This window comes from Trichormus variabilis 0441, from assembly GCF_009856605.1.
GTDB lineage: Bacteria > Cyanobacteriota > Cyanobacteriia > Cyanobacteriales > Nostocaceae > Trichormus > Trichormus variabilis.
In genome coordinates, this window is the sequence record NZ_CP047242.1 from 5784148 (window position 1) to 5799648 (window position 15501).

Sequence of the window (15501 nt, forward strand, 5' to 3'; positions counted from 1 at the left end):
CGCATATGTACATAAATCCCCATGTTGGTGCTGGGCATTCTCCAAATCTGCAAAGAATTTCCCAAAATACTGTGGCTGAATTGAGCCATGTCCGCCTCATTGCCACAGATATGGATGGTACTCTGACTCAGCAAGGAAGATTTTCTGCGGCTTTGTTGCAAACCCTAGAAGATTTAAAGGCTGGGGGGTTGACGGTATTGATTGTTACCGGACGTTCAGCCGGTTGGATGAGTGGAATTAGTAGCTTAATGCCAGTTGCGGGGGCAATAGGGGAAAATGGGGGTTTGTTCTATCCTGCGGAAAGTGAGCATCCCTTACTATTAACACCCATTGCCGATGTAACTGAACATAGACAGAACTTAGCTTTGGTTTTTCAAGAATTAAAACTGAAATTTCCCCAAATTGAAGAATCAGGGGATAATCGCTTTCGCGTTACCGATTGGACATTTGATGTAGCTGGCTTGACTTTAGAGGAACTAAAAATTATAGCCAATCTCTGTCAAGATATGGGTTGGGGATTTACTTACAGCAACGTCCAGTGTCATATCAAACCACAAGGACAAGAAAAAGCGATCGCCTTATTACAAGTTTTACAAAAATATTTTCCCGATTATTCCCCGACTCAGGTTGTAACTGTTGGTGATAGCCCTAACGATGAAAGTTTATTTAATCAGCGTTATTTCCCCCTTTCTGTCGGTGTGGCGAATGTGTTGAAATATGCAGACCAGTTGCAGCATCAACCCAGTTACGTCACCACTGCGGCTGAGGGGGAAGGATTTTGTGAGTTATCTAGTTATATTTTGAGGAAGGGCAACTAAGGATTACCAATTACCAAATTATGCAAGACTCAGCATTTACCATTTTTATAGCTTTCGGCTGTATTTGGATACTCATAGGCGCAGTTGGTCTAATTGCTGTTGTGAAGTCGGAAGGTCAAAAACTTCGCTTTGATAAATGGGGACTGATAGTGTTAATCCCGATTATTGTGCCGATAGTGGTAGTTCTTCTGTATCAGGTGCTAAGACCGTTGTTTCGGTGAAGATGAGCAATTGTTCTTGAGCAAGGGATGATACTTGTTCGAGAGATAACCCGCTAGTTTGGGCAATTTTGCAACCATGAGGGTACAGCACTATCCTTGCTACCATTACGCCCTCATACCCTTCCCCAGCAAAAAGTCTCATACCGTCAATCCCATAAATATTGGGAAATATCTACTTAAAACAGTACGATTGTTCTACTATAACCATAGTAAAAATAGTATTATTAAAAACTGTTTCACGCTGCCTCACTTTATCACCCTGTCGATATGTCAGATAATAAGCTAGCCGCATCCCTGAATGGACATCTTCCCTACGCCAATCACAACAGCCAGAATACCATTAGAATTCGGGGTGCGCGACAGCATAATCTGAAGAATATTGACTTGGAATTGCCACGCGATCGCCTAATCGTGTTTACTGGCGTATCAGGTTCGGGTAAGTCTTCTTTGGCGTTTGATACCATCTTCGCCGAAGGTCAACGGCGCTATGTGGAATCTCTCAGCGCCTACGCCAGACAATTTTTAGGACAATTAGATAAACCGGATGTGGAAGCCATCGAAGGTTTAAGCCCAGCGATTTCCATTGACCAAAAATCTACATCTCACAACCCCCGTTCTACTGTGGGGACGGTAACAGAAATTTACGACTATTTGCGACTGTTGTTTGGTCGCGCTGGTGAACCCCATTGTCCCATCTGCGATCGCTGTATTGCACCCCAAACCATTGATGAGATGGTTGATAGGATTATGGAACTACCAGACAGGACTCGCTTCCAAATTCTCGCGCCTGTTGTTAGGGGTAAGAAAGGAACTCACCGCAAATTATTATCTAGTTTGGCTTCCCAAGGCTTTGTTCGGGTGCGGGTTGATGGCGAAGTCCGCGAACTTTCCGACTCGATTGAATTAGATAAAAATATTACTCATACCATTGAGGTTGTCATTGACCGACTGGTAAAAAAAGACGGTATTCAAGAACGTTTAGTAGATTCTTTGTCTACGTGTCTCAAACAAGCTGGTGGTATTGCTAACATATTAATCAGTAATTCATCAACAACGGACAACGGACAAGAGACAACTGACGATGAAGAATTAGTATTTTCGGAAAACTTTGCTTGTCCTGAACATGGCGCAGTTATGGAGGAGTTATCACCGCGTTTGTTCTCCTTTAACTCCCCCTATGGTGCTTGTCCCAACTGTCACGGTCTTGGCACTTTACGCAGATTTTCACCAGAGTTAGTCGTACCTGACCCTGAGGCTCCAGTATATGCAGCGATCGCTCCTTGGTCAGAAAAAGAAAATTCCTATTACCTGGAACTACTATATAGCTTGGGACAAACTCATAATTTTGAGTTGCAAATAAATTGGCATAAACTCACCCCAGAACAACAGCAAATTATTTTGTATGGGGAGAAACAGGAAGGTAAAGATAATCCTAAGACACCAAGTTTTAAAGGTGTATTGCCAATTTTACAACGCCAATATGAAGGCGGTTCCGAATTAATTAAGCAGAAATTAGAGCAGTATTTAATTGACCAACCATGTGAAGTTTGTCACGGCAAACGGTTAAAACCAGAAGCCTTGGCGGTGAAGTTGGGACAATATAATATCTTAGATTTAACTGGAGTTTCGATTCGGGATTGCCGAGAGAGAACAGAACAATTAAAATTAAGCGATCGGCAGATGCAAATTGCTGATTTAGTCTTGCGAGAAGTTAAAGCTAGATTACAATTTTTGTTAGATGTCGGCTTAGATTACCTCACCCTAGACCGTGCCGCCATGACCCTCTCTGGAGGGGAAGCCCAACGCATTCGCCTCGCTACACAAATTGGCTCTGGCTTAACAGGTGTTCTCTATGTTTTAGATGAACCAAGCATTGGTTTACACCAAAGAGATAACGCAAGATTACTCAAAACTTTAACTAAATTAAGGGATTTAGGTAATACCTTAATTGTAGTCGAACACGACGAAGAAACAATCCGCGCTGCGGACTATCTAGTTGATATTGGGCCAGGTGCGGGTATCCACGGCGGTAATATTATTTCTCAAGGCGATTTGCAAGCTTTATTAACAGCAGAAGAGTCTCTTACTGGTGCATATTTATCAGGACGTAAGGTCATTAATACACCAGGAGAACGCCGTGAAGGAAATGGTCGGAGTTTAACCATTAAAAATGCCCATCGCAATAATTTAAGAAATATTGATGTAGAAATTCCTTTAGGTAAATTAGTTGCTGTCACGGGAGTATCTGGTTCTGGTAAATCGACATTAATTAACGAATTACTTTACCCATCACTACAACATCATCTAACTAAAAAAGTTCCTTTACCTAAAGAGTTAGAAAAAATTCAGGGGTTGAGTGCAGTAGATAAAGCGATCGTCATCGACCAATCACCCATCGGACGCACACCACGTTCTAACCCCGCAACTTACACAGGAGTTTTTGACGTAATTCGGGACGTATTTTCACAAACAGTAGAAGCAAAAGCCAGAGGTTACAAACCCGGACAATTTTCTTTCAACGTTAAAGGTGGACGTTGTGAAGCCTGTAGCGGACAGGGTGTAAATGTCATTGAGATGAACTTTCTTCCTGATGTTTATGTGCAGTGTGAAATTTGCAAAGGTGCAAGATACAACCGCGAAACGTTGCAAGTGAAATATAAAGATAAATCTATTTCCGATGTTCTCAACATGACTGTTGAGGAGAGTTTAGATTTCTTCCAAAACATCCCCAAAGCTGCTACAAGATTGCAAACTTTAGTTGATGTTGGATTAGGCTATGTTCAACTAGGACAGCCTGCAACTACCTTATCTGGTGGTGAAGCGCAAAGAGTCAAATTAGCCACAGAATTATCTCGCCGCGCTACAGGTAAGACCCTGTATTTAATCGATGAACCCACCACCGGCTTATCTTTTTATGATGTCCACAAATTACTAGATGTGTTGCAAAGATTGGTCGATAAAGGTAATTCGATTTTGGTAATTGAACACAACTTAGATGTAATTCGTTGTGCTGATTGGGTCATTGATTTAGGGCCAGAAGGTGGCGACAAGGGGGGAGAAGTGATTGCTGTCGGGACACCAGAGGAAGTTGCTAAAAATACCAGTTCTTATACTGGGCAATATTTGCAGCAGGTATTGCAACAATATCCTGCATTAAAAGATTAATGATGCAGTAATGACAATATAGTGATTTTAGAGCTTATAACACTAAGAAAAATAAAAATTTATCGTAATATTAGAGGTTGTTTGAAAAGTGATTTGCTGTGATTTTAGATACTTATTGATCCCCCCTAGCCACCCTTAAAAAGGGGAAATAGAATCAAAGCCCCTCTTTTTAAGGGGGATTTAGGGGGAAATTAAACATTTTGCTGCCCACAATAAGACTTTTCAAACATTTTCTTAAAGCTAACGTTTTGTAAAACTAAAATAAATCATCCTTGACATTCCATTTTGCTAATCTTATAACTGGATTACAAAAATGGAATAAAGTTATGGAATCAGAGAATCAAGAATATCAAAATGAAGCAGACCTCCTAAGTAAGCAAGAAGAATGGTGTGATGAAGAATTTCAAGAAGAAGATTCATTCGATATAAAAGAATATGATATAACAACGTCACCCAATGACTTCAATACTAAGACGATGTTTGATTTTATTGAATCTGGTGCTGTAAAAATCCCGGGTTTTCAACGTAATTATGTTTGGGATATAAAAAGGGCATCAAAACTGATCGAATCAATAATAATTGGCTTACCTGTACCACAAATCTTCCTTTATGAAGAGGCTAGAAACAGGTTTCTTGTTATAGATGGTCAACAACGTTTGATGTCTATATATTATTTTGTTAAACAGCGATTTCCTATATATGAAAAAAGAATCGAATTAAGACATATTTTTGATGAGAACGGAAAAATACCAGGCGAGGTATTGCATAACGATAAGTATTTTACAAAATTTAATTTACAATTACCATCTAGGCTATCTAATCAAAGAAATAAACTACATAGTTTAAATTATTCAACATTAGATGAATATAAAATTACATTTGATTTACGTACTATTAGAAATATAATCATTAAACAAAATTTTCCTAGTGATGATAATTCATCCATATATGAAGTCTTTAATAGACTAAATTCTGGTGGAATGAATTTAAAACCACAAGAGATTAGAGCAAGTCTTTACCATTCAGACTTTTACACTATGCTATATAGAATTAATGCACTTCCTGAATGGCGTAAGATAGTTGGCGTTGAACCAGACCTACACATGAAAGATATTGAAATACTTTTGAGGGGGTTTGCTATGTTAGTAAAGGGAACAGAATACAAACCATCTATGGCAAAATTCCTTAATGAGTTTTCTAGCGGATGTAAAAAGCTAGAAGCTCAAAAAATTCAATATTTAGAAGAACTTTTTCATTCTTTTTTATCTAGCTGTTCTAACCTTCCTGAGAAAGCCTTTTATGGAAAGATTACAAATAAATTTAATTTATCTATGTTTGAATCTATTTTTTTTGCTCACTGTAAAAAATCATTTGCTCAAGAAATTTTTATAGAAGATAAGCTAGACTATACGCAGCTTGAAAGGCTAAAAAGCGATCCTGAATTTATTAATGCTATACAGAACAGAACCTCTAGTACAGCAAATGTAAAAGCAAGGCTTGAAAGAGCTGTGTCTATATTAGCTGAAGAGGTTTAATGTATTATGCTACAAGAAACTATTATTGATAAGATTTATAAGGATAATCAAGAATTACTTAACTATCTCGAAAGTCAACAAGAAATATCTTTAAAAATTCAATTTGATACAACTTTTAAGAAGGCTCTTTTGCTATCAGTTGCAAGTTATTTTGAAGAAGAAATTTGCAAGATGATTCAGGAGTTTGTTGAACAAGTATCTCAGAATAATCAATATGTAGTTTCCCTGGTCAAAAAAAAGGCTATTGAAAGACAATATCATACATATTTTCAATGGGACGGTAATAATGCAAATACCTTTTTTTCGCTGTTTGGTCAAGATTTTAAAGATAAATTAAAAAGAGAAATAGATAATGATGAGACATTAAAATCTTCTGTTAAGGCATTTCTTGAGTTAGGTGAGACACGGAACAAGTTGGTTCATCTTAATTTTGCAAGTTTTCCTCTTGAAAAAACCGCAGAAGAAATATATAAAATGTATCAAGACTCATTAGTATTCGTAAATTTCTTGAGTATAAGTTTCATCCATAAAAGTTTGAGTTGAGACACAAAAAAAGTTAGAGCATACTTGATATAAATGACCTGTCGTTCATAGTTAATACTGGTAATTAATCGGTATTTATTACCTTTTATATTGAATACTGTAAAGTTACCTACAGCCTCAGCTTTAAGATAAACAGTCTGAACCTCTAACAGATTTCCCCAGTTAGCTTTACTAGCAGTTATATAGAAATCATCAAACGCTTCACAAGAATCAGTGTGTGCTTGACAAAATTCTCTAAGCTTTTTACGACTGATGACGTGCATTATTCAAAATAGGATGAGATAAGACTAAGCATCATCAGCAGTCTCATCACTTTGCGGTTGTAATGTTTTCACTACAACCCTACCATTCTCCACCACAGTGCAAGTTTTACCCACACTTTTGCTGTGGTCAACAGGAGTATCCTCACCTTGGTTTTGATGAGAAGTATTTTGCATCTGTTGTTGGTTTAGGACGACTGCACAACTAGCGCAAGAAAAAGAAGACATATCCAGTAAATTGAGATATGTCTTTATTATCGCATATCTAAGTTCTAGCCTCTTCCTAAAGATGTTTGTTGGATAGTATTAGCTGATGTTCCATCTGGTGATTGTCCGCTAAACATATAGCGTTGTTCGGGAATTGGATAACCAGCTTGACCAAAAGTCTCCCTGATGGTTTTATTGGTATCAAAATAAACTTGCCAGTAATTTTCATTATGGCAATAAGGACGCACTGCTAATACTGGCCCTGCTAAATTGAATTCCAATATTTCTACATCTGGTGCAGGATTATTTAATACATGAGGAATTTGGCTAATTCTCTCTTTTAAACGCCTAATTGCATCCGTAGGATCAACTGCGTGATGCAGTTGTGCTTGTAAGTCAACACGACGGTAAGGATTGGCAGAAAAATTCTGGATATTATCAGCAAATATTTTATTATTACCAATAATTGTCTTTACATTATCGAGTGTATTGATAGTTGTAGTAAACAGTCCAATTTCTTCTACTGTTCCTGTAACTCCTGCTGCTTGAATAGTATCACCAACCATAAATGGGCGAAAAATAATTAAAAATGCACCAGCCGCAAAGTTAGCTAAAAGACCACTCCAAGCCGCGCCAATGGCTATACCAGCCGCCGCTAGTAATGCTGCAAAAGAAGTAGTTTCTATGCCGAAAAAGCCAAGAATTGCTACGATTAAAACAATTTTCAGGATTACATTAACTATATTCACAATATAGTTAACTAGTGTAGGCTCAACGTGTTTATTGCGAAAAGCACGGCGCAGTAACTTTAAGCCAAAATCAATCAACCATTGAGCAATAATCCAAAGAGCGATCGCTCCTAAAACTCTCAGTCCAAACTGTGTTAAAAGAGCTAGAGCAACTTGACTAATTTCAGCTATATTCATAAGAATTTATCTATTTTTGATGCTTTTTGAAAAGAACGGTAATTTAACGCTATATGCTGACTAAAAGTTATTAAATTTTTACAGCTTGCCATAATAGTGAGAATTAGTTGATGGCTTAACCTCTTTCTTAAGTTAGGTTTTATTTTTTACCCGGAAAAAGTGTTAATAATGAATGCTGAAACACAAGAAATAAGGGAATATAAACACAAAAAAGGTAAGCCAGAGAATGACCTACCTTGTAGTTAATCCTTATTCTGCTTGAGGAAAAATAAAGTACTTAAAACTCAGTAATTACCTTATGAAGATAATGCCGATGAGGGAATGACAGAACTAGTACCATTTTCGGGTGGCATACTAAAACCATAGCGTTGTTCAGGGATGGGATAACCTGCTTCACCAAATGTTTCGCGTATGGCTTTATTGGTATCAAAATAAACTTGCCAGTAATGGTCGTTATTGCAATAGGGACGTACTGCTAATACAGGGCCTGCTAGATTAAAGGTAAGAATTTCTACATCTGGTGCAGGGTTTTCTACCACATTGGGAATTTGACTAATTCTAGCTTTTAAAAGAGCGATCGCTTGATTATGATCAACATCATGATGAAGTTGCGCCAGTAAGTCAACGCGACGGAAGGGATTAGCTGAGAAATTCTGGATATTATCAGCGAATATTTTGTTATTGGCGACTATTGTCAACACATTGTCAGGAGTCGTGATATCTGTGGTGAACAGGCCGATTTCTGAGACTGTACCGGTTATCCCTGCGGCTGTAATAAAGTCGCCAACCTTGAATGGACGAAAAATAATTAAAAATGCACCTGCGGCAAAGTTCGCCAATAATCCACCCCAAGCTGCACCAATAGCCACACCTGCGGCTGCTAACAATGCGGCAAAGGACGTAGTTTCAATGCCAAAGAAACCGAGAATTGCCACAATTAGCACAATTCTCAATGTGACAGAAACAATATTCAGTAGGTAGCTAATGAGTGTCGGTTCAATATTCTGGGTGCGTAAACCACGACGCACTAGCTTGAGGGCAAACTCAATCAGCTTTTGAGCAACAATCCATAGTGCGATCGCCCCTACAACTTTCAGCCCAAATTGAGTTAACAGTGCAAGGGCTACCTGTCCAATTTGTGGGAAATTCATAATTTCTTCTTATTTTAGTGTTTATCAAAAAAGATACTAGAAATTCCGTAAAAACTGTCTATGGATACTTTTTTTTAATCTTTGGCATCAATAAGCATGATTGAAAACGTCTGTTACATTTCACAGAGTAGAAAACTCATCATCTATCTTCAGCTAGAGAAATAAGCTCTATGGAGAAAAATGTTGATACATGAAGCTGGATAACTGTACATAAATATGGGCATACTGGCTCATAGACAAGGTCTCTTACCATGAAACTCTTCGCTTGGGAGCATTGTGAAGGTGGCTACAAATTTGCCAAGCCGAGCGCTGACTACTCCTTTATAATCCTCCCTTGTCCGAAGGCTGATTATTAGTTTTCACACATAAGTCCTCAGAAAAATTGATATCCGCGTGGAGTCAGTCAAGATGAATACATATGTAGATTTGGCGATCGCAATTCCTGGTTATTTTGTATTAGAAGAAATTTATCATGGCTCCAAAACAGTTGTTTATCGGGCAGTAAGAGAAGTAGATCAGCAACCCGTGGTGATTAAACTGCTCAAGCGCGAGTATCCTACTTTTAGTGAACTGTTACAGTTTCGCAACCAGTATGCGATCGCTAAAAACTTAAAGATTCCCGGCATTGTCAAGTTATATAGCTTGGAAGCATACCGCAATAGTTATGCAATGGTAATGGAAGATTTTGGCGGCATTTCTTTACGAGATTATGCTCAGCAGCAATTGCTTTCCTTAACTGAAATTTTGACCATTACCATTCAACTAGCAGATATTCTGCATCATCTTTACCAACAAAGGATAATTCATAAGGATATCAAACCCGCAAATATTCTCATTAACCCAGAAACTAAACAAGTTAAATTAATCGATTTTAGTATCGCCTCCCTACTTCCTAGAGAAACCCAAAGTATTATTAGTCCTAATATTTTAGAAGGAACTCTTGCCTATTTATCACCGGAACAGACTGGAAGAATGAACCGAGGAATTGATTATCGTAGTGATTTTTATTCTTTGGGGGTTTCACTTTTTGAATTACTCACTGGACAATTACCATTTACTTCTGATGATCCAATGGAGTTGGTTCATTGTCATATTGCTAAACAACCAGACCAATTCAAACTACCCTCCTCCTTCCCTAAGGAAGACTATGGGAACGGGTTCCCCAACGGAATACAAACTGCAAAATTGCCAAATGGGGAAACCATTCCCCAAGTTGTTGGTGAGATCGTGATGAAGTTAATGGCAAAAAATGCCGAAGACCGTTATCAAAATGCCTTGGGTTTAAAATATGATTTAGAAAAATGTCTAGCAGAATTACAAGAGACTGGTAAAGTCGAATACTTTACAATTGGTAGTCGGGACGTATGCGATCGCTTTCTGATTCCTGACAAACTCTATGGTCGAGAAGCAGAAATAGAAACTTTACTAGCAGCCTTTACTAGAGTGAGTCTTGGTGCTACAGAATTGATGCTAGTAGCTGGTTTTTCTGGAATTGGTAAAACGGCGGTAATCAAAGAAGTTCATAAACCTATTGTTCGTCAACGGGGCTATTTTATTCAGGGTAAATTCGACCAATTTCAACGGAATCTTCCCTTCTCAGCATTTGTGCAAGCTTTCCGTAATTTAATGGGGCAATTACTTACAGAAAGTGATACTCAAATTCAGCGATGGCGAGGCAAGATACTAGAAGCTGTAGGTGACAATGGACAGGTAATTATCGAAGTCATACCAGAGTTGGAACGAATTATTGGTAAGCAACCACCAGCACCAAAACTATCAGGTACGGCTTTACAAAATAGATTTAATTTATTATTTAAAAAATTCACTCAAGTGTTTACTAGTGCTGAACATCCACTTGTAATTTTTCTTGATGATTTGCAATGGGCTGATTCTGGTTCATTGAAATTAATTCAGTTGTTAATGAATGATACAGGTTATCTGCTTTTAATTGGTGCATATCGGGATAACGAAGTGAATCCAGCACATCCACTAATGTTAACAGTGAATGAAATTGGCAAAGATAATTGCACCATCAAGAAGATTGATTTAGCACCATTAAATCAATCGCAGGTGAATACATTAGTGGCGGAAACACTTAAATGTTCGGAGGAAATAGCCCAGTCTTTGGCTTTATTAGTATTTCAAAAAACTCAGGGTAATCCTTTTTTTACTACACAATTTCTTAAGGCACTATACCACGATAATCTAATTCAATTTAACGGCGATTTAGGCTGTTGGCAGTGTGATATTGCCCAAGTTAATCACCAAGCTTTGACAGATGATGTGGTTGCCTTTATGGCATTTCAATTACAAAGACTGCCACGAGCAACTCAAGAAATATTGCAGTTAGCAGCTTGTATTGGCAATCAATTTGATTTAGAAACTTTAGCAATTGTTTGGGAATCATCGCCCACGAAAACGGCTGCTTGTTTATGGAAGGCATTAGAAGAAGGTTTGATTATACCCCAAAGTGAAGTTTATAAGTTTTTTGTTGGGCAAGAACAGGAAATAGATCATGCACAAACTACGGAGATTTTTACATATAAGTTTCTTCATGACAGGGTGCAACAAGCTGCCTATTGTTTGATTCCAGAAGCTGAACGCGCGATCGCTCATCACAACATAGGACAATTACTACTACAAAAAATCTCCCCCGCAGCGAGAGAGGAGCATATCTTTGAAATAGTTAATCAGTTAAACTACGGCATTACACTGATTACACAACAAAGCCAACGGGATGAACTCGCCCAACTCAACCTGAATGCGGCACAAAAAGCCAGAGCGGCAACAGCTTATCAAGCCAGTCGTGAATACGCTGACACAAGCATCATACTTTTAGGTGAAACTGCTTGGCAGCGACAATATCAATTGACTCTCACCATCCATGAATTAGCGGCGGAGATTGCCTTATTGTGTGGGGATGTTGAGCAGATGAACCAGTTAATTGAGACGGTGGTTAACCGTGCCAAATGCCCTTTGGATCGGGTGCAAGTTTACCAAGTTAAAATCCAAGCTCTCACCTCCCGCAATGAGTTGTTAGAAGCGATCGCCACAGGTACATCCCTCCTGCAAGAACTAGGAGTCAGCTTGCCTGATCATCCGACTCCAGAGGATGTACAGCAGGCTAGAGAAGAAATTAACAGATTAATTGGCGATCGCCACCTAGAGGAATTTATCAATCTGCCGAAGATGACAGATCCGGAAAAACTTGCCATCATGCAAATTTCCAGCAGCCTCATCCCCGCTTGTTACATGACTGGTTCACTGTTGTATCTGTTGATTGTTCCTCTACAGGTGAAACTTTCTGTGCAATTTGGTAACAGTCTGTTTTCTGCTCATGGTTACGTGAGTTATGCCTTCCAACTGAGTACAACATGGCAAGATATGGCGTTGGCGCAGCAGTTGGGACAAATAGCTTACCAACTAGCCTCCGAGCCAGAGGCGAAAAACGTTCGCGCCGCCACTTTCATTGTCTTGGGAGGATATTTTTATCACTGCACAGCTCATCTGCAAGACACACTGCCAATTATCCAAGAAGGATGTATTGCAGGATTAGAAACAGGTAATTGGGAATTTTTTGGCTACAACGTGCAGAATTTTGGGATGAACGCTTACTGGAGCGGTGAATCTTTGAGCGAATTTGCATCCCAAATTTCTACTTATTACCAGCAGTTACTCGAATTTAATTTGGTGACAAGTGCAAATCATTGTTTCGTTTATTGGGAATCAGCATTGACTTTACTAGGAAAACCAACTGATGAGATTTCATTACGCCAAGATGCCTATGGAGAGAAAATTGTCACTGAAGCAGTAGCTGCTAACGATTTGTGGCGATTATTCCAGTTTTACCTGTATCGCTTGGTGCTGAATTTTCTGCTAGCAGATCCTCGCGCCAAACAAGATGCAGAAACAGCCAGACAGTATTTAACTGGCTGTATGGGGAGTGTAGCCGAACCAATTTTTTACTTCTACGATTCCTTAATAGCACTGGCTGAACTTCACTCATCACCAGCCGACAGTGATAGTCAATGGCAACGAATCCGAGAAAATCAAGCCATTCTGGACAAATGGGCGAACCATGCGCCGATGAATTACTTACATAAATGGCAATTGGTAACAGCAGAAATACATCGTCTGCTGGAGCAGAAAACTGAGGCCATGGAATTTTATGAGATGGCAATTAAAGGTGCAAAAGAAAATAAATACCTCCGAGACGAAGCCCTAGCCAATGAACTTGCAGCAAAGTTTTATCTGGATTGGGAAAAAGAAAAAGTTGCCGCAGTTTATATGCAGGAGGCTTACTATTGCTATGCCCGTTGGGGTGCTAAAGCCAAAACTAACGACTTAGAAAAACGCTATCCCCAACTACTCCAACCCATTTTGCAAGAACGACAGTTTAAATTTAACGCCCAAGAAACTATAGCTGTTTCTGGCACATCTTCATCTACCCTCATTTCCGCAGTAGGCAGTGCTAGTATCTCCGACACCCTAGATTTTGCCTCTATCTTAAAGGCTGCTCAAGTTATTTCCACTTCCTTAGAATTAGACGAACTCATCACCAATCTCACTGAGATTATTTTAGAAAACTCTGGGGCAAAAAAATCTGCACTGCTGCTTCCCCAGGAAGATATTTGGCAAATCAAAGCCATGACTTTGAGCAACCTCCAACCAAATTCTTCCGAGTCTACCCAAACTATTCTGGAATCACAACCATTAGAAACTTGTGAAGATATCCCCAAAAACATTATTTACTATGTCAAAAATACTCAACAAACCGTTGTCATAGATAATCTACAAACAGATATTCCCGGACTGATTGGGGAATATATGTTACAAAATCAACCCCAGAGCGTATTTTGTACGCCAATGATGAATCAGGGGCATTTAGTGGGGATTCTCTATTTAGAAAATAGACTAACAAGGGGAGTATTTACTAGCGATCGCCTGGAAGTGATCCGCCTCTTATCTGCCCAAGCCGCAGTCTCTCTAGAAAAAGCTCGTCTTTATCAAGAATCTCAAACAACAGCTCAACAGCTAAAACAATCCCTCAAACAACAGAAAATCTTGTTTGATGTTGTTAATCAGATGCGCCAGTCTTTAGACTTGAATGCTATTTTCTGCGTAGTTACCCAAAATATTCGTCGTATTCTCGATGTTGATCGGGTGGGAATCTATCAGTTTCACCTAGATGTAAATTATGAATATGGTGAGTTTGTCGCCGAAGATGTATCACCTGCATTTCCTTCCGCTCTCGCAGTCAAAGTTCAAGATCACTGCTTTGGCGAAAACTATGCCAACCTCTATAAACAGGGACGCATCTGTGCAATAACCGATGTACAATCATCGGAGGTTTTAGATTGTCATCGGCAAATTTTGGCACAGTTCCATGTTAGAGCATCATTGGTAGTGCCAATTATGCAGGAAGAAGAACTGTGGGGACTACTTTGTATTCACCAATGCGATCGCCCTCGTCAATGGGAACCTTTGGAAATGCAGTTTGCCCAGCAAGTCGGCGCGCAAATGGGTATTGCCCTCAAGCAAACAGACTTATTAATCCAAACGCAAAAACAAGCCACCCAACTAGAACACACGCTGCAACATCTCCAGCAAACCCAACTTCAGTTAGTGCAGAATGAAAAAATGTCTGCATTGGGTAATTTAGTTGCAGGGGTAGCCCATGAAATGAATAATCCTTTGGGCTTTATTGCCGTCAGTCTGCAACATACTCAACCCACCTTTGCTGATATTGTGGAGCATTTGAAACTATATCAAGAAAGTCTGCCCCATCCTGGAGATAAAATTCTCCATCATGCCGCACAAATCGATTTAGATTACACTTTAGAAGACTTACCCAAGTTAATTGAGGCGATGGTAATGGCGTGCGATCGCCTCAAAAATATCAGCACCAGTCTTCGCACTTTTTCACGGGCAGATAAAGATTACAAAATACCTTTTAACATTCATAAAGGTATCGATAGTACCATTTTAATCTTGAAACATCGATTGAAATCTAACGACAAACGTCCAGCTATTGAGGTAATAACTAAGTACGGTAATTTACCCCACATTGAATGCTTTCCCGGACAATTGAACCAGGTCTTTATGAATATCTTAGCCAATGCTATTGATGCTTTAGAAGACGCAAATAATGGTTTGAGTTATGCGGAAATTGCAGCGAATACTAACCGCATTATCATTCGTACCACCCAAGTAAATAACCACGTCAAAATTTCTATTGCTGATAATGGTATCGGCATGAGTGAAGAGTTAAAGCAAAATATATTTGAGCATTTATTTACGACCAAAGGCGTAGAAAAAGGTACAGGATTAGGACTAGCGATCGCTCGTCAAATTGTTGTAGAAAAGCATGGTGGAACAATCGAGGTCAATTCTCAACTAGGTCAAGGTACTGAATTTGTGATTATTTTGCCTATAACAGCAGAAAGAGCCAATAAATATTGATAAGATAAAAAGACAAAAGGGCATCTAAAATAGATGCCCGTCATGCAGGGAAAACTTTTAATAGTTATCCCTACACCTTCCCAACAATCAGCAACAGTGGCTAGTTAGTGATTAGCCACACTCACAGTCACAAACGTGAATATAATTATCTTATTCACTACTAATTATAAAAGCCGCAGTGTAACCACTGAAAATTTATTTCTAATATCAATA

The 15501-nt window shown here is 39.0% G+C and carries 10 protein-coding genes; 5 read left to right on the plus strand and 5 right to left on the minus strand.

What is annotated here, in order from left to right; translation table 11 throughout:
• Window positions 1-5 precede the first annotated feature (5 nt).
• A complete protein-coding gene (locus GSQ19_RS23840) occupies window positions 6-818 on the plus strand; it encodes an HAD family hydrolase (RefSeq protein WP_011320302.1) in 813 nt (270 codons plus the stop codon).
• Window positions 819-980: 162 nt separating this feature from the next.
• On the opposite strand, the gene GSQ19_RS23845 is transcribed toward GSQ19_RS23840, so the two are convergent.
• Window positions 981-1181 carry a hypothetical protein gene (locus tag GSQ19_RS23845; RefSeq protein WP_153228387.1) on the minus strand — a complete coding sequence of 67 codons (201 nt, stop codon included), beginning with the start codon at window positions 1179-1181 and terminating at the stop codon, window positions 981-983.
• A gap of 125 nt (window positions 1182-1306) precedes the next feature.
• On the opposite strand from GSQ19_RS23845, the gene uvrA reads away from it, so the two are divergent.
• From uvrA to GSQ19_RS23860, 3 genes are all read left to right on the plus strand, one after another.
• Window positions 1307-4204, plus strand: a complete 2898-nt coding sequence (uvrA, locus tag GSQ19_RS23850; protein ID WP_011320303.1) for an excinuclease ABC subunit UvrA — start codon at window positions 1307-1309, stop codon at window positions 4202-4204.
• Between the two features lie 272 nt (window positions 4205-4476).
• Entirely contained in the window at window positions 4477-5739 is a 1263-nt protein-coding gene (locus GSQ19_RS23855) for a DUF262 domain-containing protein (protein ID WP_224311634.1), read from the plus strand.
• Between the two features lie 6 nt (window positions 5740-5745).
• Complete coding sequence (locus tag GSQ19_RS23860) at window positions 5746-6282, plus strand: HEPN domain-containing protein (RefSeq protein WP_011320305.1); 537 nt, start codon at window positions 5746-5748, stop codon at window positions 6280-6282.
• On the opposite strand, the gene GSQ19_RS23865 is transcribed toward GSQ19_RS23860, so the two are convergent.
• From GSQ19_RS23865 to GSQ19_RS23880, 4 genes are all read right to left on the minus strand, one after another.
• The gene (locus GSQ19_RS23865) at window positions 6219-6545 is read right to left on the minus strand and encodes a type II toxin-antitoxin system HigB family toxin (protein WP_104009961.1); all 327 of its coding nucleotides are present in this window, start codon (window positions 6543-6545) and stop codon (window positions 6219-6221) included. The genes GSQ19_RS23860 and GSQ19_RS23865 overlap by 64 nt on opposite strands.
• 24 nt (window positions 6546-6569) lie before the next feature.
• Window positions 6570-6770: a hypothetical protein gene (locus tag GSQ19_RS23870; protein ID WP_041456306.1), complete on the minus strand. Its 201-nt coding sequence runs from the start codon at window positions 6768-6770 to the stop codon at window positions 6570-6572.
• A 44-nt stretch (window positions 6771-6814) separates the two neighbouring features.
• The gene (locus tag GSQ19_RS23875; RefSeq protein WP_011320306.1) at window positions 6815-7675 is read right to left on the minus strand and encodes a mechanosensitive ion channel family protein; all 861 of its coding nucleotides are present in this window, start codon (window positions 7673-7675) and stop codon (window positions 6815-6817) included.
• Between the two features lie 296 nt (window positions 7676-7971).
• The gene (locus GSQ19_RS23880; protein ID WP_011320307.1) at window positions 7972-8826 is read right to left on the minus strand and encodes a mechanosensitive ion channel family protein; all 855 of its coding nucleotides are present in this window, start codon (window positions 8824-8826) and stop codon (window positions 7972-7974) included.
• 408 nt (window positions 8827-9234) lie between these two features.
• Between GSQ19_RS23880 and GSQ19_RS23885 the strand changes: the two genes are divergently transcribed.
• A complete protein-coding gene (locus GSQ19_RS23885) occupies window positions 9235-15288 on the plus strand; it encodes an AAA family ATPase (RefSeq protein ID WP_011320308.1) in 6054 nt (2017 codons plus the stop codon).
• The last annotated feature ends 213 nt before the right edge of the window (window positions 15289-15501 follow it).

What these genes read in the sequence shown, in the direction of transcription:
- GSQ19_RS23860 (WP_011320305.1), top strand. Translation starts at nt 5,746, where the DNA reads ATGCTACAAGAAACTATTATTGATAAGATTTATAAGGATAATCAAGAA.
- GSQ19_RS23875 (WP_011320306.1), bottom strand. Translation starts at nt 7,675, where the DNA reads ATGAATATAGCTGAAATTAGTCAAGTTGCTCTAGCTCTTTTAACACAG.
- GSQ19_RS23840 (WP_011320302.1), top strand. Translation starts at nt 6, where the DNA reads ATGTACATAAATCCCCATGTTGGTGCTGGGCATTCTCCAAATCTGCAA.
- GSQ19_RS23845 (WP_153228387.1), bottom strand. Translation starts at nt 1,181, where the DNA reads ATGAGACTTTTTGCTGGGGAAGGGTATGAGGGCGTAATGGTAGCAAGG.
- GSQ19_RS23870 (WP_041456306.1), bottom strand. Translation starts at nt 6,770, where the DNA reads ATGTCTTCTTTTTCTTGCGCTAGTTGTGCAGTCGTCCTAAACCAACAA.
- GSQ19_RS23880 (WP_011320307.1), bottom strand. Translation starts at nt 8,826, where the DNA reads ATGAATTTCCCACAAATTGGACAGGTAGCCCTTGCACTGTTAACTCAA.
- GSQ19_RS23885 (WP_011320308.1), top strand. Translation starts at nt 9,235, where the DNA reads ATGAATACATATGTAGATTTGGCGATCGCAATTCCTGGTTATTTTGTA.
- uvrA (WP_011320303.1), top strand. Translation starts at nt 1,307, where the DNA reads ATGTCAGATAATAAGCTAGCCGCATCCCTGAATGGACATCTTCCCTAC.
- GSQ19_RS23865 (WP_104009961.1), bottom strand. Translation starts at nt 6,545, where the DNA reads ATGCACGTCATCAGTCGTAAAAAGCTTAGAGAATTTTGTCAAGCACAC.